The organism is Burkholderia sp. IMCC1007, from assembly GCF_027257875.1.
In the GTDB taxonomy this organism is placed as follows: domain Bacteria; phylum Pseudomonadota; class Gammaproteobacteria; order Burkholderiales; family Burkholderiaceae; genus Burkholderia.
The window spans coordinates 13,919-33,064 of record NZ_JAPVQY010000045.1 but is presented as its reverse complement, the minus strand read 5'-3'; the positions used below and the strand labels follow the sequence as shown (position 1 = coordinate 33,064).

The 19,146-nt window shown below is 66.9% G+C and carries 16 protein-coding genes; 10 read left to right on the top strand and 6 right to left on the bottom strand.

All coding sequences use genetic code 11. The annotated features are described in order from the left end of the window. The first annotated feature begins 40 nt into the window (after window positions 1-40). The 6 genes from lnt to O1Q03_RS29165 all read left to right on the top strand — a co-directional run bounded on the left by lnt (window position 41) and on the right by O1Q03_RS29165 (window position 7,571). Entirely contained in the window at window positions 41-1,738 is a 1,698-nt protein-coding gene (lnt, locus tag O1Q03_RS29190; RefSeq protein ID WP_269507517.1) for an apolipoprotein N-acyltransferase, read from the top strand. 369 nt (window positions 1,739-2,107) lie between these two features. Then, entirely contained in the window at window positions 2,108-3,112 is a 1,005-nt protein-coding gene (glyQ, locus tag O1Q03_RS29185) for a glycine--tRNA ligase subunit alpha (protein WP_006477868.1), read from the top strand. Window positions 3,113-3,134: 22 nt separating this feature from the next. Continuing rightward, window positions 3,135-5,234 carry a glycine--tRNA ligase subunit beta gene (glyS, locus tag O1Q03_RS29180; RefSeq protein ID WP_269507516.1) on the top strand — a complete coding sequence of 700 codons (2,100 nt, stop codon included), beginning with the start codon at window positions 3,135-3,137 and terminating at the stop codon, window positions 5,232-5,234. A gap of 10 nt (window positions 5,235-5,244) precedes the next feature. Beyond that, window positions 5,245-5,808 (top strand): D-glycero-beta-D-manno-heptose 1,7-bisphosphate 7-phosphatase, encoded by a 564-nt coding sequence (gmhB, locus tag O1Q03_RS29175; RefSeq protein ID WP_269507513.1) that lies wholly within the window; start codon window positions 5,245-5,247, stop codon window positions 5,806-5,808. Window positions 5,809-5,851: 43 nt separating this feature from the next. After that, window positions 5,852-6,616 (top strand): lysophospholipid acyltransferase family protein, encoded by a 765-nt coding sequence (locus O1Q03_RS29170; RefSeq protein ID WP_269507511.1) that lies wholly within the window; start codon window positions 5,852-5,854, stop codon window positions 6,614-6,616. A 46-nt stretch (window positions 6,617-6,662) separates the two neighbouring features. Then, the gene (locus O1Q03_RS29165; protein WP_269507510.1) at window positions 6,663-7,571 is read left to right on the top strand and encodes a M48 family metallopeptidase; all 909 of its coding nucleotides are present in this window, start codon (window positions 6,663-6,665) and stop codon (window positions 7,569-7,571) included. Between the two features lie 107 nt (window positions 7,572-7,678). Here the strand turns inward: O1Q03_RS29165 and gloA are convergent, their stop codons facing one another. Then, window positions 7,679-8,068, bottom strand: coding sequence for a lactoylglutathione lyase (gene gloA / locus O1Q03_RS29160; RefSeq protein ID WP_269507509.1), 390 nt, complete (start codon window positions 8,066-8,068; stop codon window positions 7,679-7,681). 325 nt (window positions 8,069-8,393) lie between these two features. Here gloA and O1Q03_RS29155 point away from each other — a divergent pair, with 325 nt between their 5' ends. Then, window positions 8,394-8,825: an STM2901 family protein gene (locus O1Q03_RS29155; protein ID WP_269507508.1), complete on the top strand. Its 432-nt coding sequence runs from the start codon at window positions 8,394-8,396 to the stop codon at window positions 8,823-8,825. Next, a complete protein-coding gene (locus O1Q03_RS29150) occupies window positions 8,825-9,178 on the top strand; it encodes a DUF1493 family protein (protein WP_269507507.1) in 354 nt (117 codons plus the stop codon). The genes O1Q03_RS29155 and O1Q03_RS29150 overlap by 1 nt, the downstream gene beginning before the upstream one ends. Here O1Q03_RS29150 and rsmA read toward each other — a convergent pair. Genes rsmA through O1Q03_RS29130 form a run of 4 tightly spaced genes read right to left on the bottom strand, consistent with a single transcriptional unit; the run spans window position 9,175 to window position 14,826 of the window. Then, window positions 9,175-9,996 carry a 16S rRNA (adenine(1518)-N(6)/adenine(1519)-N(6))-dimethyltransferase RsmA gene (gene rsmA / locus O1Q03_RS29145; RefSeq protein WP_269507505.1) on the bottom strand — a complete coding sequence of 274 codons (822 nt, stop codon included), beginning with the start codon at window positions 9,994-9,996 and terminating at the stop codon, window positions 9,175-9,177. The genes O1Q03_RS29150 and rsmA overlap by 4 nt on opposite strands. Window positions 9,997-10,054: 58 nt before the next feature. Further along, window positions 10,055-11,044 carry a 4-hydroxythreonine-4-phosphate dehydrogenase PdxA gene (gene pdxA / locus O1Q03_RS29140; protein WP_269507503.1) on the bottom strand — a complete coding sequence of 330 codons (990 nt, stop codon included), beginning with the start codon at window positions 11,042-11,044 and terminating at the stop codon, window positions 10,055-10,057. Window positions 11,045-11,055: 11 nt separating this feature from the next. Beyond that, on the bottom strand, window positions 11,056-12,414 hold the full coding sequence (locus O1Q03_RS29135) for a peptidylprolyl isomerase (RefSeq protein ID WP_269507501.1): 1,359 nt from the start codon (window positions 12,412-12,414) through the stop codon (window positions 11,056-11,058). A 51-nt stretch (window positions 12,415-12,465) separates the two neighbouring features. Next, entirely contained in the window at window positions 12,466-14,826 is a 2,361-nt protein-coding gene (locus O1Q03_RS29130) for an LPS-assembly protein LptD (protein ID WP_269507499.1), read from the bottom strand. Window positions 14,827-15,049: 223 nt separating this feature from the next. Here O1Q03_RS29130 and O1Q03_RS29125 point away from each other — a divergent pair, with 223 nt between their 5' ends. Together O1Q03_RS29125 and murU are read left to right on the top strand one after the other, a co-directional pair. Then, window positions 15,050-16,099: an aminoglycoside phosphotransferase family protein gene (locus tag O1Q03_RS29125; protein WP_269507498.1), complete on the top strand. Its 1,050-nt coding sequence runs from the start codon at window positions 15,050-15,052 to the stop codon at window positions 16,097-16,099. 31 nt (window positions 16,100-16,130) lie between these two features. Beyond that, window positions 16,131-16,853, top strand: a complete 723-nt coding sequence (gene murU / locus O1Q03_RS29120; RefSeq protein ID WP_269507497.1) for an N-acetylmuramate alpha-1-phosphate uridylyltransferase MurU — start codon at window positions 16,131-16,133, stop codon at window positions 16,851-16,853. A 307-nt stretch (window positions 16,854-17,160) separates the two neighbouring features. Here murU and O1Q03_RS29115 read toward each other — a convergent pair whose 3' ends face one another. Beyond that, the gene (locus O1Q03_RS29115; RefSeq protein WP_269507496.1) at window positions 17,161-19,032 is read right to left on the bottom strand and encodes an ABCB family ABC transporter ATP-binding protein/permease; all 1,872 of its coding nucleotides are present in this window, start codon (window positions 19,030-19,032) and stop codon (window positions 17,161-17,163) included. Window positions 19,033-19,146 lie beyond the last annotated feature (114 nt).

Sequence of the window (19,146 nt, the reverse complement as noted above, 5' to 3'; positions counted from 1 at the left end):
GGCCGCGCCTCCTTCAACCGCTCGCCCCCTTCCGTTTCACATGGACGATCCGATCCCGTCCCGCCCGGCTGGCGGTCTTATCGCGCCGGCGCCCGGCCGCGCGCTGCCGCGCTGGCACTACCCGGCCGCGCTGCTCGCCGGCGCGGCCAATACGCTCAGCTTCGCGCCGACGCCGCATGGCGGCTGGCTGCAGCTCGTCGTATTCGTCTGGTTTTTCGCGCAACTGACGCGCACGTCGAGCTGGCGCGGCGCCGCGCTCACCGGCGGCGCGTTCGGCTTCGGCAACTTCATCAGCGGCATCTGGTGGCTCTACATCAGCATGCACGTGTACGGCGAGATGGCCGCGCCGCTCGCGGGCGGCGCGCTCGTGCTGTTCTCGCTGTACCTGTCGCTGTACCCGGCGTTCTCGGCCGGGTTGTGGTCGTTCTGCGCCGGTCATGCGTGGCACCGGCGCACGCCCGACCCGCGGCCGTTCTCGCCGACCTGGCACGGCGCATTCGCGTTCGCCAGCGCGTGGGCGCTCGGCGAATGGCTGCGCGGCACCGTGTTTACCGGCTTCCCGTGGCTCGCGAGCGGCTATCCGCAGGTCGACGGCCCGTTCGCGGGCTTCGCGCCGGTCGTCGGCGTGTACGGGATCGGCTGGGTGCTCGCGCTGTTCGCGGCGCTGGTCGCGCAGGCGCTCGTCGCCGCGCGCCGCGCGCCTGCGAACGCGCATGAACGACGCGCCGGCGGCAACGCGCGCGTGCGCATCGCCGCGCCGGCCGCCATCGCCGTCGCGCTGCTCGCCGCCGGCCTTGCGCTGCCGCAGGCCACGTGGACCGTGCCCGCCAACACGCCGCTCACCGTGCGGCTGCTGCAGGGCAACGTAAAGCAGGACATCAAGTTCGAGCAGGAAGGCATCGACGCCGCGATCAAGATGTACCAGCAGATGATCGTCGAGAAGCCGGCCGACCTGATCGTCACGCCGGAAACGGCGATCGCGGTGATGATCCAGGAACTGCCCGAGCCGTTCGCCGTCGCGATCCGCAAGTTCAGCGACACGACCGGCTCGGCCGTGCTGTTCGGCGCGGTCGGCGCGTCGGTGACGCCGGACGGCCACTACGTCGACTACACGAACAGCCTGTACGGCGTGACGCCGCACTCGCGCGACATCTATCACTACGACAAGCACCATCTCGTGCCCTTCGGCGAATTCATCCCGTGGGGCTTCCGGTGGTTCGTCGACCTGATGAAGATGCCGCTCGGCGATTTCGCGCGCGGCGCGCCGGTGCAGAAGCCGTTCCTCGTGCACAACCAGCCGGTGATGGCCGACATCTGCTACGAGGACTTGTTCGGCGAGGAAATCGCCGCGACGATCCGCGACAATCCGCAACCGCCCGGCGTGCTCGTCAACGTGACGAACCTCGCGTGGTTCGGCGACACGATCGCGCTCGACCAGCACCTGCAGATCGCGCGGATGCGCGCGCTCGAAACCGGCCGGCCGATGCTGCGCGCGACCAACACCGGGATGACGGCCGCGATCGACGCGCGCGGCCGCGTGCTCGGCCAGCTGAAGCCGTTCACGATCGGCTCGCTCGACGTGCGGATCGAAGGCACGAGCGGCTTCACGCCGTACGTGACGAGCGGCAACAACATCGTGCTCGCGGTGTCGCTGGTGCTGCTCGCGTTCGGCTTCACGTTCGGGCCCGGCCTGCGCCGCCGCAACGGTGCGAAGGGCGGCCACGACCGGAACGCGTGACGCAGCGCGACCGCGAGGTCGTTCGAGCCGTCCACGCGCTCCGCGAATCGGCGATCGGTCGCGCGACAACGGTCGCGCGCACCGCGATACGCGCAACTTGGCGCCCGCTGGAACCGCTCCGCACGCGCATCGCGAACGCCGTCGCCGCGCAGCGCCCGAGGCCGCCCCCCCGCATTGCGTGCCCCGCACGGACGCGGCGAAAACACCGTCGACGGCCGCTTCGTCCGCGTTCCGGCCGCATCCGGCCGCCGATCCGGTAAAATTGCGCGTTTCAGCACACTAACAAGCCGCGCCGCCGCGCGAGCCGACCCTCCGGACCCTGCCCGGAGCGCCGCCCGCAACGGAGCGCCAGCGCCACGAAGGCTCTTCATGCTTACGTTTCAGCAAATCATCCTGACGCTGCAGTCCTACTGGGACAAGCAGGGTTGCGCCCTGCTCCAGCCCATCGACATGGAAGTCGGCGCGGGCACGTCGCACGTCCACACGTTCCTGCGCGCGGTCGGCCCCGAGCCGTGGCGCGCCGCGTACGTGCAGCCGTCGCGCCGCCCGAAGGACGGCCGCTACGGCGAGAACCCGAACCGCCTGCAGCACTACTACCAGTACCAGGTCGTGCTCAAGCCGGCGCCGGAAAACATCCTCGACCTGTACCTCGGCTCGCTCGAGGCGCTCGGCTTCGACCTGAAGCAGAACGACGTGCGCTTCGTCGAGGACGACTGGGAAAACCCGACGCTCGGCGCGTGGGGCCTCGGCTGGGAAGTGTGGCTGAACGGGATGGAAGTCACGCAGTTCACGTATTTCCAGGAAGTCGGCGGCCTCGAATGCAAGCCGGTGCTCGGCGAGATCACGTACGGCCTCGAGCGCCTCGCGATGTATCTGCAGAAGGTCGAGAACGTGTACGACCTCGTGTGGACCGAGTGGGAAGAGCAAGGCCCGAACGGCCCCGAGCTGCGCCGCCTGTCGTATGGCGACGTGTACCACCAGAACGAGGTCGAGCAGTCGACCTACAACTTCGAGCACGCGAACGTCGACCTGCTGTTCACGTTCTTCAACAGCTACGAAGCGGAAGCGAAGAAGATGATCGACGCGCAGCTCGCACTGCCCGCGTACGAGCTCGTGCTGAAGGCCGGCCACACGTTCAACCTGCTCGACGCGCGCGGCGCGATCTCGGTCACCGAGCGGGCAGCGTACATCGGCCGCATCCGCGCGCTGTCGCGTCTCGTCGCGCAGGCTTACTACGACTCGCGCGAGAAGCTCGGCTTCCCGATGCTGGGCAACCCGCCGGGCGTGCCGGGCCTCACCACCGACGCCCAGGACGCCGCGCAGCCGGCATGGGCGCCGCCGCTGAAGGTCGAACGCAAGATCGATCAGGACTGACGAGACGAGATTTATTCCAGACATGACGCACAATCATCCCGCCCCCCTGCTCGTCGAACTGCTGACCGAAGAGCTGCCGCCGAAGGCCCTCGCGCGCCTCGGCGACGCATTCGCCGAAGGCGTCGCACAACGCCTCGCCGCGCGCGACCTCATCGAAGGTGAACTCGTATTCGAGCGCTACGCCACGCCGCGCCGCCTTGCGGTCGTCGTGCAGAACGTGCGCGCCGTCGCGCCCGAAAAGCAGGTGCGCGAAAAGGTCCTGCCCGTGTCGGTCGCACTCGACGCCGAAGGCAGGCCGACCGCCCCGCTCGCGAAGAAGCTCGCGGCGCTCGGCCACCCGAACCTGACGATCGCCGATCTCGAACGCGCGCAGGACGGCAAGGCCGAAGCGTTCTTCATCAACTATTCGGCGGCCGGCGCGACGCTCGCCGACGGGCTGCAGGCCGCGCTCGACGAAGCGCTCGCGAAGCTGCCGATCCCGAAGTTCATGACTTACCAGCGCCCGGACGGCTCCGACGTGAAGTTCGTGCGCCCGGTGCATCGCCTGACGGTGCTGCACGACGATCGCGTCGTGCCGGTCACCGCGTTCGGCATCGACGCAGGCGACACCACGCTCGGCCACCGCTTCCTGTCCGACGGCCTCGTCGCGATCCAGCATGCGCGCGCGTACGCCGACACGCTGCGCGACAAGGGCCGCGTGATCGCGCACTTCGCCGATCGCCGCGAAACGATCCGCATGCAACTGAACGAACACGCGAACGGCGACACGGTCGTGATGCCCGAATCGCTGCTCGACGAAGTGACGTCGCTGGTCGAATGGCCGGTCGTCTACCCGTGCCGCTTCGAGGACGAATTCCTGCAGGTGCCGCAGGAATGCCTGATCCTCACGATGCAGACGAACCAGAAGTATTTCGCGCTGACTGACGTCGCCGGCAAGCTGCGCTCGCGCTTCCTGATCGTGTCGAACATCGACACGAAGACGCCGGGCGAGATCATCGAAGGCAACGAGCGCGTCGTGCGCCCGCGCCTCGCCGACGCGAAGTTCTTCTTCGAGCAGGACAAGAAGAAGCCGCTCGCCGCGCGCGTGCCGCTGCTCGCGAACGTCGTCTATCACAACAAGCTCGGTTCGGCGCTCGCGCGCGTCGAGCGCCTCGAGGCGCTGGCCGGCGAGATCGCGCCCGCGATCGGCGCCGATGCCGCGCACGCGAAGCGCGCCGCGCGCCTCGCGAAGGCCGACCTGCTGACCGACATGGTCGGCGAGTTCCCGGAGCTGCAGGGCACGATGGGCACGTACTACGCGCGTCACGACGGCGAACCCGACGACGTCGCGCTGGCCTGCGCCGAGCACTACCAGCCGCGCTTCTCCGGCGACGCGCTGCCGACCACGCCGGTGTCGACCGCCGTCGCGCTCGCCGACAAGCTCGAGACGATCGTCGGCATCTGGGGCATCGGCCTCGCGCCGACCGGCGAGAAGGATCCGTTCGCGCTGCGCCGCCACGCGCTCGGCGTGCTGCGCCTGCTGCTCGAGAAGCAGCTGCCGCTCGATCTCGTGGCGCTGCTGCGCACGGCCCACGCGCGCTTCGAAGGCGTGCCGGGCGTCGCGGAAGCGACCGATGCGATCTTCGCGTTCTTCATGGATCGCCTGCGCGGCCTGCTGCGCGAGCGCGGCTATACGGCCGGCGAAGTCGATGCGGTGCTGAGCCTGAACCCGACGCGCGTCGACGATCTCGTCGCGCGCCTCGACGCGGTGCGCGAATTCACGCGCCTCGCGGAAGCCGAAGCGCTCGCGGCCGCGAACAAGCGGATCTCGAACATCCTGAAGAAGTCGGAAGGCGGCGCGAACGGCGCGGTACAGCCGACGCTGCTCATCGAAGCGGCCGAGAAGGCGCTGCACGAACAGCTCACGGCCGTGACGCCGCACGTGCAGTCGCAGCTCGAAGCACGGGCATACACGGGCGCGCTGTCGGCGCTCGCCGCGCTGCGCGCGCCGGTCGACACGTTCTTCAACGACGTGATGGTCAATGCCGAGGATCCCGCGCTGCGCGCGAACCGCCTCGCGCTGCTGGCCGCGCTGCATCAGCAGATGAACTGCGTCGCCGACATCTCGAAGCTCGCCGCATAAGGGCCGCACGATGCCGACCAGCCCCAACCGCAAGCTCGTCGTCCTCGACCGGGACGGCGTGATCAACGTCGATTCGGATGCGTTCATCAAGACGCCCGACGAGTGGATCGCGCTGCCCGGCAGCCTCGAGGCGATCGCACGACTCAACCACGCGGGCTATCGCGTGGTCGTCGCGACCAACCAGTCCGGCATCGGTCGCGGGCTGTTCGACATGGCCGCGCTCAACGAGATGCACCTGAAGATGCATCGCGCGGCGGCCGCGGTCGGCGCGCGCATCGACGCGGTGTTCTTCTGCCCGCACACGGCCGAGGATCGCTGCGACTGCCGCAAGCCGAAGCCCGGCATGATGCAGATGATCGCCGAGCGCTTCGAGATCGATCCCGAGCACACGCCGGCCGTCGGCGATGCGCTGCGCGACCTGCAGGCCGGCGTCGCGGTCGGCTTCCAGCCGCACCTCGTGCTGACCGGCAAGGGCAAGAAGACGCTCGCCGCGGGCAACCTGCCCGACGGCACGAAGGTCCACGACGACCTGCGCGCGTTCGCCCTCGATTTCCTTTCACACGAACACGAGTGATGCGCGCGCCGCGCGCATCCTCCCTACTGTCAGACCCACGCCGATGCGCTTCGTCCGCTCCCTGCTGCTGCTGATCTACTTCATCGTGTACACGGTGCCGTACGCCACCGCGTGCTTCATCGCGTTTCCGTTCATGCGTCCCGACGCGCGCTACTGGATGGCAGCCGGCTGGTGCAAGTCCACGCTGTGGGTCGTGCGCTGGCTGAACGGCATCCGCTACCGGATCGAAGGGTTCGAGAACCTGCCCGACGGCCCGGCCGTGCTGCTGTCGAAGCACCAGTCCGCGTGGGAGACGCTCGCGTTTCCGGCGCTGATGCCGAAACCGCTGTGCTACGTGTTCAAGCGCGAGCTGCTGTACGTGCCGTTCTTCGGCTGGGCGCTCGGGCTGCTGCACATGGTCAACATCAACCGCAGGGAAGGCAAGAACGCGTTCGTGTCGGTGATCCGCCAGGGCAAGAAGCGCCTGTCCGAAGGCGCATGGATGATCATGTTCCCGGAAGGCACGCGCACGCCGGTCGGCAAGCAGGGCAAGTACAAGACGGGCGGCGCGCGCTTCGCGATCGAAACCGGCGCACCGGTCGTGCCGATCGCGCACAATGCAGGTCGTGTGTGGCCGCGCAATTCGTTCACGAAATTCCCGGGCGTGGTCACCGTGTCGATCGGCAAGCCGATTCCGGTCGCGGGCAAAACGCCGGACGTATTGAACTCGCAGGTCGAAGCATGGATCGAAGCGGAAATGCGCCGCATCGACCCGGATGCGTATCGCGAGTCGGGCAAGGCGGGTGCGCGCGATGCCGCGCGCATCTGAAGCGCCCGGATTGCCGCCGTTGCGTACGACGAAACGAAGCGAATTGATGAAAAAGCGTCCGCGGCCACGGCCTGCCGTCGTAGCCCTCGATCATCGTCAGATGGATCTGCCGCTCTTCGACGGGCCGGCTGCCGCACCGTCGGCACCCGCCGCGGCGCCCACGCCCACTCAGCCTGAAGCCACGCCGGTCGCGGCTGCGCCCACCGCCCCGCTCGACCCGGGCCGCCCGCCCGATCGCTCCCGCGTGCGCACGCTCGCGCTCGACAGCCGCGTGATCGAATACCGGCTGAAGCGCTCGGCACGCCGCACGATCGGCTTCACGATCGACGGCAGCGGGCTGTCGATCACCGCGCCGCGCTGGGTCACGCTCGCCGACATCGAAGCGGCGATCGCCGAGAAGCAGCGCTGGATCTTCGCGAAGCTCGCCGAATGGAAGACCCGCACCGAGCAGCGCGCGCTGCCGCAGATCGACTGGCGCGACGGCGCGCAACTTCCGTATCTCGGCAAGACCGTGACGATCGCGCTCGGCGCGAGCGCCGTCGCGTTCGATGCCGACGCACTGCGGCTGTCGCTGCCGCTGCCCGTGCAGGCCGACATGCAGCAGATCAAGGATCGCGTGCAGGGCTGGCTGCAGAACGAAGCGAAGCGGATCTTCGGCGAACGCCTCGTCGTCTATGCGGAAAGGCTCGGCGTCACGTATTCGATGTACGCGCTGTCGTCGGCCGCGACGCGCTGGGGCAGCTGCTCGAGCGACGGCAAGATCCGGCTGAACTGGCGGCTGATCCATTTCCCGATGTCGATCATCGACTACGTCGTCGCGCACGAACTGTCGCACCTGCGCGAAATGAACCATAGCCCGGCCTTCTGGCAGACGGTCGAATCGATCTTTCCGGAATTCCGCGAAGCGCGGCACACGCTCAAGCATCATCCGCCCGAGTTGCTGCCGTCGCTGTAACGCCGCCGGTCGCGACGTCAATGCGAAACGGGCGATGCGGATCACTCCGCATCGCCCGTTTTCGTTGCCCGCGGCGCGCAATGCGCCGCGACCCGCTCATCCGGCGCTCAGTGCGCCTTCTTCTGGATGAACTCGATCTTGTAGCCGTCCGGATCCTCGACGAACGCGATCACGGTCGTGCCGTGCTTCATCGGGCCTGCTTCGCGCGTGACCTTGCCGCCTTGCGCCTTGATCTTGTCGCAGGCCGCGTACGCGTCTTCGACTTCCACCGCGAGGTGGCCGAAACCGTTGCCGAGATCGTACGACGGCGTATCCCAGTTGTGGGTCAGCTCGAGCACGGTGCCCGTGCTCTCCGCTTCATAGCCGACGAACGCAAGCGTGAACCTGCCTTCCGGATAATCGTCGCGACGCAGCAGCTTCATGCCGAGCAATTCGGTGTAGAACTTGATCGAGCGGTCGAGATCGCCGACTCGCAGCATCGTATGCAGCAAACGCATGTGTTGTACTCCTGTGGGGCCTTGCCGGAACCGGAAATTCTACCGGAGTCGCCGAAAATCCGCTGGCCGCGGGCCTCCGCGAGACGTGACAGCCTTTCGGCCGCGTGGATGACGCGAACAATTATTGGCTCACGTGGGAAATAAGGAAAATAGAGGATTAACGGGAAATCTGCAGCACCGACGCAGCGAAAAACGCATCGCATCAGCGGTGTTATTCTGATAAATCCACACAATATCGAGATATTTAAATATCTCAAAATAAATCAGGCTTCCACCCCGGAAATAATACATTATTATTGCAATCTCATTTTATTTTCATATCGCCATGCAAAATACATATGCATATGGAATACACAATAACCTCACACCTGCAGAACTATTCTTTTTGATCACGATCGATAAAACCATGGATGAGTTGGGAGTTAGCGATGCAGCAGGTGTTGCAATGATACTTGCGGGCTCACGGTTTCTCTCAACACGAGGCAAATTCGCTGGTGCAGTAAAAGGGACCTCGGTCGCGTCGAAGGTCTCTCGCTCACTATTGCCCTATGAGATAAAATATCGGATCTTACCGACGTTCACATCATGGACCAGTGTAGCGCGATTACGAGTGAAGTTGACGAACCATATTGGTGTATTCGTCGGCCGCGCGATTCCGGGAGTCGGCTGGGCGATTACTGCTGTCGATGTGGCAATGATCGGGTACAAATCGGTTATGGAATACAACGGACGAGTAAAACGTGAGGATCGACTGTAATGGACGATGCGTGGCCCCAACTTCAGCAATTCATACGGGAAGTACGCGCCGCCGGAGTATTCGGGCTGGACGATGAATTAACTCGCGATATGGATCTGTATCACGATCTCGATTGGGAACCACCCAAAATCGTGAACGTCATACAGATGTGGGGCAAACGATTTCACGTCGACCTCAGCGACTTCAATGTCGCCTACTACGTTCCATCCGCGAGTATGCGAAGGCGTGACGTAGTGCTGGCTGCGTTGAAGTCGCCGTTCAGCGCGAAGGCGCGAGAATCGCTAGGAGGGCGATCGCTCACACTGGGGATGTTGGAAGACGCAATGAAGCGGGGGCGATGGGAACGGCGTTAACGACGCAGCGCCGCAAGCGCCTGCGCCACGCCGACGTATTCGGCCACGCTCACGTCCTCCGCACGGCGCGCGAGATCGAAGCCGAGCGCGTCGAAATCGATCGTCTCGCGATAGTCGCCGAGCGTATTGCGCAGCATCTTGCGGCGCTGCGAGAACGCGGCCGTGACGACTTCGCCGAGCAGCACGGGATCGACGTCCGGCAGTTCGTGCGGCTCGTACGGAATCATCCGGACGATCGCCGAATCGACCTTCGGCGGCGGCTGGAACGATTCCGGCGGCACGTCGAGCATCTTCTCCATCACGTAGCGGTACTGCAGCATCACCGACAGCCGCGAAAACGCCTTCGTGCCCGGCTCCGCGACCATCCGTTCGACGACTTCGTTCTGCAGCATGAAATGCTGGTCGATGACCGCGTCCGCGAACGTCATCAGGTGAAACAGCAGCGGGCTCGAAATGTTGTACGGCAGGTTGCCGACGATGCGCAGCGACGGCGTGTCGCCGGGCGCCGCGAGCGAGCGGAAATCGAATGCGAGCGCATCGCCCGCGTGCAGCTCCAGCAGTGCGCCGAAGCGCTGCTGCAGGCGGCCGATCAGGTCGCGGTCGAGTTCGACCGCGTGCAGCGGCGACTCGGGCGTCGCGAGACGCTCGATCAGCGGCCCGGTCAGCGCGCCGAGCCCGGGGCCGATCTCGACCATCCGCTGGCCGCGCGCGGGGCCGATCGTCGACACGATCGAGTCGATCACGCCGTGATCGACGAGGAAGTTCTGCCCGAAGCGCTTGCGCGCGAAGTGGCCTTGGTGCTGTCTGCTGTTCGACATCGACTGAGAAAAACGAAAAATACTGCGAGTAAAGTCAGGCCGCGAAGGCCGGCGCGCGTCAGGACGCGCGGCGATGGCGCGCCATCGTGACGGCCGTGTCGAGCGCGGCGACCATGCTGCCCGGATCCGCGCGGCCCGTGCCGGCCAGATCCAGCGCGGTGCCGTGATCGACCGACGTGCGGATGATCGGCAGCCCGAGCGTGACGTTGATGCCCTCGCCGAACGTCGCGTACTTCAGCACCGGCAAGCCCTGATCGTGGAACATCGCGAGCACGCAATCGGCATCCGCGAGGTAGCGCGGCTGGAACAGCGTGTCGGCCGGATACGGGCCGCGCGCGTCGATGCGCTGCGCGTTCGCGCGCGCGAGTGCCGGCGCGATCACGTCGATCTCCTCGCGCCCGAGATAGCCGTTCTCGCCCGCGTGCGGGTTCAGCCCCGTCACGAGGATGCGCGGCGCGGCGAGACCGAAGTCGCGCCGCAGATCGTGATCGATGATCGCGAGCGTCTCGACGAGACCGTCGATCGTCAGCGCGGCCGATACGTCCTTCAACGGCAGATGGGTGGTGGCGAGCGCGACGCGCAGCGGCCGCTCGCCGGTACCCGCCAGCATCATCACGACGCGCGGCGTGTGCGTGCGTTCCGCGAGATATTCGGTGTGGCCGGTAAACGGCACGCCGGCATCGTTGATCGTGCTCTTCTGCAGCGGCGCGGTGACGATCGCGTCGTATCGCCCCGCCACCGCCCCGTCGATCGCCGCGTCGAGCAGCCCGAGCACGTAGCGGCCGTTGGCCGCGTCGAGCGTGCCCGCGTGCGCGGGCGCGGCGAGCGCGTGATGCTCGACCGACACCGGGCCGGCGCCGGCGAGCACCGCGCGGTCGGCACCGACGGCCGCCGCACGTGCATCGAGCAGCGCGGCGTCGCCGAGCACGGTGAAATGTGCATCCGGCCAGCGCCGCGCGGCGTCCTGCAATGCCTGCACGGTCAGCTCCGGACCGACACCCGCGGGTTCACCGGTCGTGATCGCGATCTGCAGCACGGGTGTCGTCATCTGGCGCTCGCTCAGTTCGCCGGGCCCATGCCGCCGATCTTGTACTGAACGTACGACGAATCGCGCAGCTCGCGCAGCCAGTCGGCATACGCCTGCTCGGCCTTGCGCTGGCCGATCGCCTGGCGTGCGATATCCATCTGCTGCTGCACCGAGCCTTCCGCATCGCGGCGGTCGATCACCTGGATCAGGTGATAGCCGTACTCGGTCCGTACCGGCTGGCTGATCTGGCCGTCCTGCAGATTGTTCATCGCGCGCTCGAATTCAGGCACGGTCTCGCCCGGGCTGATCCAGCCGAGATCGCCGCCTTGCGACGCCGACCCGTCCTGCGAGTAGGTGCGCGCGAACTTCTCGAAATCGCCGCCGGCCTCGACCTGCTTGCGGATGTCGAGCAGTTGCTGGCGCGCCTGGCCTTCCGACTTGCCTTCGCCCACGCGCAGCAGGATGTGGCGCACGTGCGTCTGCACGATCTTCGGCGCCGCGGCCGACGTGCCCTGGCTCTCGCGGCGATCGACCAGACGCACGATCTCGAAGCCGTCCGGCACGCGGATCAGCGTCGGGTTGACCTGGCCCGGGCGCAGCTTCGATGCGGCTGCAACGACGTCCGGCGGCAGCGTGCCCGGCGCCTTGAAGCCGAGGTCGCCGCCGCTCTTCGCGTCGTTCGCTTCCGAATTGCTCTTCGCGAGCTTCTCGAAATTGGCGCCCGACGTCGCCTGCTGCAGCAACGCTTCAGCCTTCTTCTGCGCGGCTTCGATCTCCGGCTGCGGCGCGTTGGTCGGCGCCTTGATGAAGATGTGCTGGAAGCGCAGGTCCTGCTGCTGCGATGCGCTCGGCCCGCGCTGGCTCGCGATGTAGTTCGCGACTTCGGCGTCCGACACGGTGATCTTGCCGTCGACTTCGCGCTCGCGCAGCTTCGACAGCATCAGCTCGGTACGTGCATCGTTCGTGAAGATGGTCCAGGGCACGCCTTGCGCCACGATGCGCGCACGATACTGGTCGAGCGTCATCCCGTTCGCCTGCGCGAGACGCTGCAGCGTGGCCTGCACGGTGGCGTCGTCGATGCGGATCCCGTCGTCCTTGGCCTTCTGCACCTGGATGCGCTCGAGCACCATCTGGTTCAGTACCTGCGCACGCAGCTGGTCGGCCGGCGGCACGGGCGCGTTCTGCTGCTGCAGCCGGCGCGCGATCAGGCCGACGCGCTGGTCGAGTTCGCGGCCCGTGATCACGTCGTTGTTGACCACCGCGACGACTTCGTCGGCGAGCTGCGCGCCGTGCGAACCGAGCGCCTGCGCCGCGGCCGGCGCGGGGGCGAGCAGCGCGGCGGACGCGGCGAGGCTGGACACGACTGCCGCGAAACGAAGGGTTTTCTTCATTGCCACTGAAACTCCATTGAAATCGTGCTGACCGGTGCAGACATGCCGGCGTTACTCGTAGTTGCTGAAGCGGGACATCGGCGGCGGCGGCGGCGGCAACGGCGTGTAGCCCGGCACCCCGGCGCGGAATGCCGACACGAGGCCGTTGTCGACCGTCGACAGGCCCTTGAGCGTCAGCTGCATCATGAAACGCGTCGACGAGTTCTGCTGTCCCGACGTATTGATGCCGTTCGCAAACCGCTGCACCCCGACCCCGAGCGCCCAGCAGTCCGCGTCGTATTGTAAGCCGAGCAGACCGTCGACCACGCGATCGGCGGCAAGGTCGTAGTTGAAGCGGCCGATCGCATACAGGCGGCGCGTGAGCGGCCACTGCGCGGACACCAGGAACTGGTTGATCGGCTGATTGTCGAGCGTGGTGTTCGCGCGCGTATAGCGGTAGCCGACGTTGATCACGCGGCGCTCGCCCGGACTGTAGCCGAAACCGACGCTCGACTTCACGAGCTGGTTGTTGTTCTGGTTGTACTGGAACGCCGTTTCCGACATGAAGCCCGAGCCGAGCTTCAGCGCGGCGCCGACGATCAGGTCCGAGTGGCGCGCCAGCACGGCGCTCTGCCCGGGGTTCAGCGTCACGCGCTGATCGGCGAAGTAGTACTGCTGCGCGATCACGAAGCGCGCGCGCTCGTCGCCGGTGCGCGGGTCGATGAAGCGCGACGTCAGGCCGGCCGTGATCCGGTTCGCATCGGCAATGCGGTCGTTGCCGACGAACGTGTTCGGCTGGTAGATCTCGGCGAGGCCGAAGTCCGATTCCGCGGTGTCGAACAGCGGCGCGTTCGACTGATCGCGATACGGCGTGTACACGTAGTACAGGCGCGGCTCGAGGGTCTGGATGAAGTCCTGGCCGAACAGTCGCACCGAGCGATCGAAGATCAGGCCCGAGTCGAAGCTCACGGTCGGGATCGACTCGGTGAAGCGCTTCGGGCTGTTCGGCGTGCTCGACGACAGGTAGTTCAGGTCGTACGACGCGAAGTGGTACTGGACCTTCGGCACGGCGAAGTAGCCGGGCCCGTACACGCCGTACGCGATGTACGGGTTGAAGACGACGCGGTCGCCTTCGGTCGAATCGGCGGTCGTGATGCGGAACCGCGAATAATCGGCTTCCGCGCCGAAGTCGAAGCCGCCGACGTTGTACTTCGTGTACTTCACGTTCAACTGCGGCTCGCGGCTGTACGGCGCGATCGACGGCGGCAGCGTCTGCCAGTGCTGGTAGCGCGCGAGCACCGACCACGGGCCCTTGTTGTACGTGAGGCCGGCTTCCTGCTGGTACAGCGTCTGCGTCCCGTTGATGAACTGGTTCATCGACCCAAGGTCTTCGGGATACGTGTTGTCCGAGACCTTGTTGAAGTAGACGTAGCCGCCGAATCCGCCGCCGAAGTTCTGCTGGTGCTGCCAGTAGATCGCGTAGCGGTCGCGATGCGCGAGCCGGTCATCCGGCAGGTAATTGGCCGTGAACGTGCCCGAATACGACGGCGACAGGTAGCGGAACGTCGCCTCGGTCATCACGCCGCGCCGCGAGATGATGCGCGGCGTGAGCGTCAGGTCGCGGTTCGGCGCGATGTTGAAGTAGTACGGCAGCGTCAGCTCGAACCCGTTGTTCGAGTTCATCGAGAACGTCGGCGGCAGCAGGCCGCTGCGCCGCTCGCCCGACAACGGGAACGTCATCCACGGGCTCGCGAAGATCGGCACGCCCTGGAAGAACAGCACGCTGTTGCGCACGGTGCCTTCGTCGGCGCCCGTGTCGAAGTCGAAACGGCTGCCCTTGATGTACCACGCGGGGTTCGTCGAGCACTGGCACGCCGTGTAGGTCCCGTTCATGAACACCGAGCGCTCGCTGTCGAGCAGGTCGACGCGCTCGGCGCTGCCCGAGCCGCCCGTCACGTTGAAGTGATACTTCGGCGCCGTCATGAAGCCCTGGTTCGCCTCGACCTTCAGATGCGCGTCGGGGCCCGCGAACGACGTGCCGCCGTTGATCACCCGGACCTGGCCGTATGCATCGGCCATGTCGGTATCCTGATCGTAGTGGAGCGCATCGGCCTTCACGACCGCATCGCCGCGCCGCAGCTCGGCCGAGCCCTTCGCGGCCAGGTCCTGGTCGGCCGTGCCGCTCGTATGGTCGGCGATCACGAAGGCGGCCGGCTTCGCGCCGTCCTTCAGCGGATGATCCTCGAGCTGCGGGGCGAGACGCAGATCCCACGGCGAATCGAGCGGCTGCGGCTGAGCGGCCGCACCCGACAGCTGCGCGTACGACACGGCCGGCACGAGGCCCGGCACGGCCAGCAGTGCGAGCGCGAGCCGCCGTTTGCGCGGCGCCCCGTCACCGGGGAAGACATTCGGGAATAGCGGTTTGGGCGGCATCTATCGTTTGGCGAATCGCCCCTTGTCAACCATACCTGCATCGCACATTCGCGCACGGCCGGCCGCACCGTCGAACCGCGACTGCGGCTGAGCGCAAACGGGGGAGGCGATCGGACACGCGGCGCGACAGGCGGCGGACCTGCACGGCGGAAGCTGACGCGGGGCGCGTCAAAAAAGTCGTGGGGTATTATATGGCAAGACGTTCCCCCCTCCGCCGAGTTTCATGACGCCTCCATCCGCCGCATCCCAGCCCGACGCCCGCCTCGAAGCACTCACCGCGTGGCTGCGCCCGCTCGCCGAGCGCTACGCCCTCGACCTGTCGACCCTCGCGAGCGCGTCGTCGGACGCCAGTTTCCGCCGCTATTTCCGTGTCGCGTCGGCCACGAGCGCCGGCGGCACGCTGATCGCCGTCGACGCGCCGCCGCCCGAGAAATGCCGCGAGTTCGTCCAGGTCGCGCAACTGCTGGCCGCGGCCGGCGACCACGTGCCGGACGTGCTGGCACACGATTTCGATGCCGGCTTCATGCTCGTGACCGATCTCGGCCGCACGTCGTACATCTCGGTGCTCGATCCGGCCGACCCGGTCGCCGCCCGCCCACTGATGCGCGACGCGCTCGACGCGCTGATCCGCTTCCAGTTGAGCTCGAAGCCCGACGTGCTGCCGCCGTTCGACGAAGCGTTCCTGCGCCGCGAGATGGAGCTGCTGCCCGAATGGTACGTCGGCCGGCACCTCGGCAAGCCCGTGACCGACGCGATGCGCGGCACGCTCGACCGCACGTTCGCGCTGCTGGTCGCGAGCGCCCATGCGCAGCCGCAGGGCTTCATGCTGCGCGACTTCATGCCGCGCAACCTGATGGTCTGCGAGCCGAACCCGGGCGTGCTCGACTTCCAGGACGCCGTATACGGGCCGCTGACGTACGACGTCGTGTCGCTGCTGCGCGACGCGTTCATCAGCTGGGACGAGGAGTTCGAGCTGGACTGCTTCGCGTATTACTGGGAAAAGTCGAAGAAGGCCGGCCTGCCGGTCGACCCGGATTTCGGCGAGTTCTACCGCCAGCTCGAATGGATGGGGCTGCAGCGCCACATCAAGATCCTCGGCCTGTTCGCGCGCATCAACTACCGCGACGGCAAGCCGCACTACCTGAACGACCTGCCGCGCTTCCTGACCTACGCGCGCAAGGTCGCGCTGCGCTACCGGCCGCTCGTGCCGTTCGCGAAGCTGCTCGACGAGCTCGAGGGCAACGCGCCGCCCGACGTCGGCTATACGTTCTGACCGCCCTCCCCGCCCTCACCTTCAGCCGAACATGAGCACTACCCTGACCACGGCGATGATCTTCGCCGCCGGGCGCGGCGACCGGATGCGCCCGCTCACCGACACCCGCCCGAAGCCGCTGCTCGAAGCGGGCGGCAAGCCGCTGATCGTCTGGCAGATCGAAGCGCTCGCACGCGCGGGCATCGAGACGATCGTGATCAATCACGCATGGCTCGGCGAACAGTTCGAGGCCACGCTCGGCGACGGTTCGCGCTGGGGCGTGCGGCTCGCGTATTCGGCCGAAGGCGACGCGCTGGAAACCGCAGGTGGTATCGCGCAGGCGCTGCCGCTGCTCGAACGCGACGGGCGGCCGACGGTGTTCGCGGCGGTGGCCGGCGACGTCTACTGCGCATTCGACTACCGGACGCTCGCGGCGCGCGCCGCGCAGATGGTCACCCTCGACGCGCCCGCGATGCATCTCGTGATGGTGCCGAACCCGCCGTTCCATCCGGCCGGCGACTTCGTGCTCCGCGACGACGGCCGGCTGGCGCTCGCCGGCGCGCCGCGCGTGACGTTCGGCAGCATCGGCGTGTACGACACACGGATGTTCCGCGACATCGTGCCCGGCACGCACCGCGCGCTGTCGCCGTACTTCAAGGCGACGATCGAGGCCGGACTTGCGACCGGCGAATTGTATGAAGGTATCTGGGAGAACGTCGGTACGCCCGCGCAGCTCGGCGAACTCGACACGCGGCTGCGCGCCGCCGCGGGCTGAACGTTGGGTGGCGGTTCGGCGGTTCGGCGGTTCGGCGGTTCGGCGGTTCGGCGGTTCGGCGGTTCGGCGGTTCGGCGGTTCGGCGGTTCGGCGGTTCGGCGGTTCGGCGGTTCGCCAGCATGGGGCCGATGGCGTGACGGGCCGATGAAAGCCCGGCCAAGCCGGGGGCTTGGTTGCCACGGACGCCTCGCCCGGTCACCCGGCCGTGACGCCGCCACGCCACCACGCCATCCCAGTGCCCGTTACCGAAGGGACGCGCGCCCAATCACCCGCTGCCGCCGCGCACCACGTCGCGCGGCCCCCACGCTCACGCGGCCTCGGCCGCTTCCCCGCCCGCCGCCGCGCGCTGCTGCTGCAGCGCCCACATCTGCGCATAGAGCCCGTCGGCGCGCACGAGTTCGTCGTGCGTGCCGCGCTCGACGATGCGTCCGTGGTCCATCACGAGAATCTGCTGCGCATGCACGACCGTCGACAGCCGGTGCGCGATCACGAGCGTCGTACGATGCCGCGCGATCTGGTCGAGTTCGTGCTGGATCGCGCGCTCCGAGCGCGAGTCGAGCGCCGACGTCGCCTCGTCGAACAGCAGCACCGGCGGATCCTTCAGCAGCGTGCGCGCGATCGCGACGCGCTGCTTCTCGCCGCCCGACAGCTTCAGTCCGCGCTCGCCGACCGGCGTGTCATAGCCCTTCGGCAAGCTTTCGATGAAGTCGTGAATATGCGCGGCGCGCGCGGCCGCGATCACTTCGTCGCGGCTGGCGGTCGGCCGGCCGTACGCGATGTTGTAGTAGATCGAGTCGTTGAACAGCACGGTGTCCTGCGGCACGATCCCGATCGATGCGCGCAGCGAGTCCTGCGTGACGTCGCGAATGTCCTCGCCGTCGATCCGGATCGCGCCGCCCGTCTGTCGGTCGAGATCGTAGAAGCGGAACAGCAGCCGCGACAGCGTCGACTTGCCCGAGCCGCTGTGCCCGACGACCGCGGTCGTCGTGCCTGCTTCGATCGTGAAGGTGACGTCGTGCAGGATCTGCCGCGACGCTTCGTACGCGAAGTTCACGTGCTCGAAGCGCACCTGCGCGCCGGCCACCGCGAGCGGCCGCGCGTCGGGCGCGTCCGCGACTTCCTTCGCGGACGACAGCAGCCCGAACATCCGGTCCATGTCGGTGAGGCTCTGCTTCAGCTCGCGATAGACGACGCCGAGAAAATTCAGCGGAATGTACAGCTGCAGCATGAACGTATTGATCAGCACGAGATCGCCGAGCGTCAGCTTGCCGGCCAGCACGCCCTGCGTCGCGCGCCACAGGATGAACACGAGCCCCGTGCCGATGATCGCCTGCTGGCCGAAGTTCAGCACCGACAGCGAGTTCTGCGAACGGATCGCGGCCTTGCGATAGCGCTTCAGGTTCTCGTCGTAGCGCTGCGCTTCCCACTCCTCGTTGCCGAAGTACTTCACCGTCTCGTAGTTGATCAGCGAATCGATCGCGCGCGAGTTCGCACGCGAATCGAGCTCGTTCATCGTGCGGCGAAAGTGCGTGCGCCAGTTCGTGACCTTCACGGTGAACACGATGTACGTGACGAGCGCCGCGAACGTCACGTACGCGTAGTAGGCCTCGTACTTGACCACGAAGAAGCCGAGCACGAGCCCGACCTCGACGAGCGTCGGCAGGATGCTGTACAGCGAATACGAAATCAGTTGCTGGATGCCGCGCGTGCCGCGCTCGATGTCGCGCGACATGCCGCCCGTCTGGCGCTCGAGATGGAAGCGCAGCGACAGCCCGTGCAGATGCCGGAACACCTGCAGCGCGAGCTGGCGCACCGCGCTCTCGGTGACCTTCGAGAACAGGATTTCGCGCAGCTCGGTGAACAGCGACGTCGACAGCCGCACGAGCGCATACGCGACGACCAGCAACCCCACGCCGCCCGCGAGCACGATGCCGGCCGAATGCTCCGCGCGGCCGAGCGCGGTGAGCTGCTGCACGGCGGACAGATGATCGACGATGCGCTTCATCACGACGGGCACGCCGAGGTTCGCGACTTTCGCGCCGATCAGGCAGCCGAGCGCGAGCGCGACGCGCAGCTTGTAGGTGGCGAGGTACGGCAGCAACGACCGGATGGTCTGCCAGTCGTTGCGAGGCCCGGTCGGAGCCGGCGCGGGCTCGCCGGAAGCGGAATATCGGCGCATGGGGGAAGGATCTGCGGCGGTGCCAAACGCGTGCGGCTGCGATCGACTGGCGCGCTTTCTCGTACAATTTGCGAACGTTGTATTGTCGCAGAAGCCGCCTCGCGCCGCTGCCGG

Bases quoted from the DNA above. Each gene is read 5' to 3' on its own strand.
- lnt (WP_269507517.1), top strand. From the start codon at position 41: ATGGACGATCCGATCCCGTCCCGCCCGGCTGGCGGTCTTATCGCGCCG.
- glyQ (WP_006477868.1), top strand. From the start codon at position 2,108: ATGCTTACGTTTCAGCAAATCATCCTGACGCTGCAGTCCTACTGGGAC.
- glyS (WP_269507516.1), top strand. From the start codon at position 3,135: ATGACGCACAATCATCCCGCCCCCCTGCTCGTCGAACTGCTGACCGAA.
- gmhB (WP_269507513.1), top strand. From the start codon at position 5,245: ATGCCGACCAGCCCCAACCGCAAGCTCGTCGTCCTCGACCGGGACGGC.
- O1Q03_RS29170 (WP_269507511.1), top strand. From the start codon at position 5,852: ATGCGCTTCGTCCGCTCCCTGCTGCTGCTGATCTACTTCATCGTGTAC.
- O1Q03_RS29165 (WP_269507510.1), top strand. From the start codon at position 6,663: ATGAAAAAGCGTCCGCGGCCACGGCCTGCCGTCGTAGCCCTCGATCAT.
- gloA (WP_269507509.1), bottom strand. From the start codon at position 8,068: ATGCGTTTGCTGCATACGATGCTGCGAGTCGGCGATCTCGACCGCTCG.
- O1Q03_RS29155 (WP_269507508.1), top strand. From the start codon at position 8,394: ATGCAAAATACATATGCATATGGAATACACAATAACCTCACACCTGCA.
- O1Q03_RS29150 (WP_269507507.1), top strand. From the start codon at position 8,825: ATGGACGATGCGTGGCCCCAACTTCAGCAATTCATACGGGAAGTACGC.
- rsmA (WP_269507505.1), bottom strand. From the start codon at position 9,996: ATGTCGAACAGCAGACAGCACCAAGGCCACTTCGCGCGCAAGCGCTTC.
- pdxA (WP_269507503.1), bottom strand. From the start codon at position 11,044: ATGACGACACCCGTGCTGCAGATCGCGATCACGACCGGTGAACCCGCG.
- O1Q03_RS29135 (WP_269507501.1), bottom strand. From the start codon at position 12,414: ATGAAGAAAACCCTTCGTTTCGCGGCAGTCGTGTCCAGCCTCGCCGCG.
- O1Q03_RS29130 (WP_269507499.1), bottom strand. From the start codon at position 14,826: ATGCCGCCCAAACCGCTATTCCCGAATGTCTTCCCCGGTGACGGGGCG.
- O1Q03_RS29125 (WP_269507498.1), top strand. From the start codon at position 15,050: ATGACGCCTCCATCCGCCGCATCCCAGCCCGACGCCCGCCTCGAAGCA.
- murU (WP_269507497.1), top strand. From the start codon at position 16,131: ATGAGCACTACCCTGACCACGGCGATGATCTTCGCCGCCGGGCGCGGC.
- O1Q03_RS29115 (WP_269507496.1), bottom strand. From the start codon at position 19,032: ATGCGCCGATATTCCGCTTCCGGCGAGCCCGCGCCGGCTCCGACCGGG.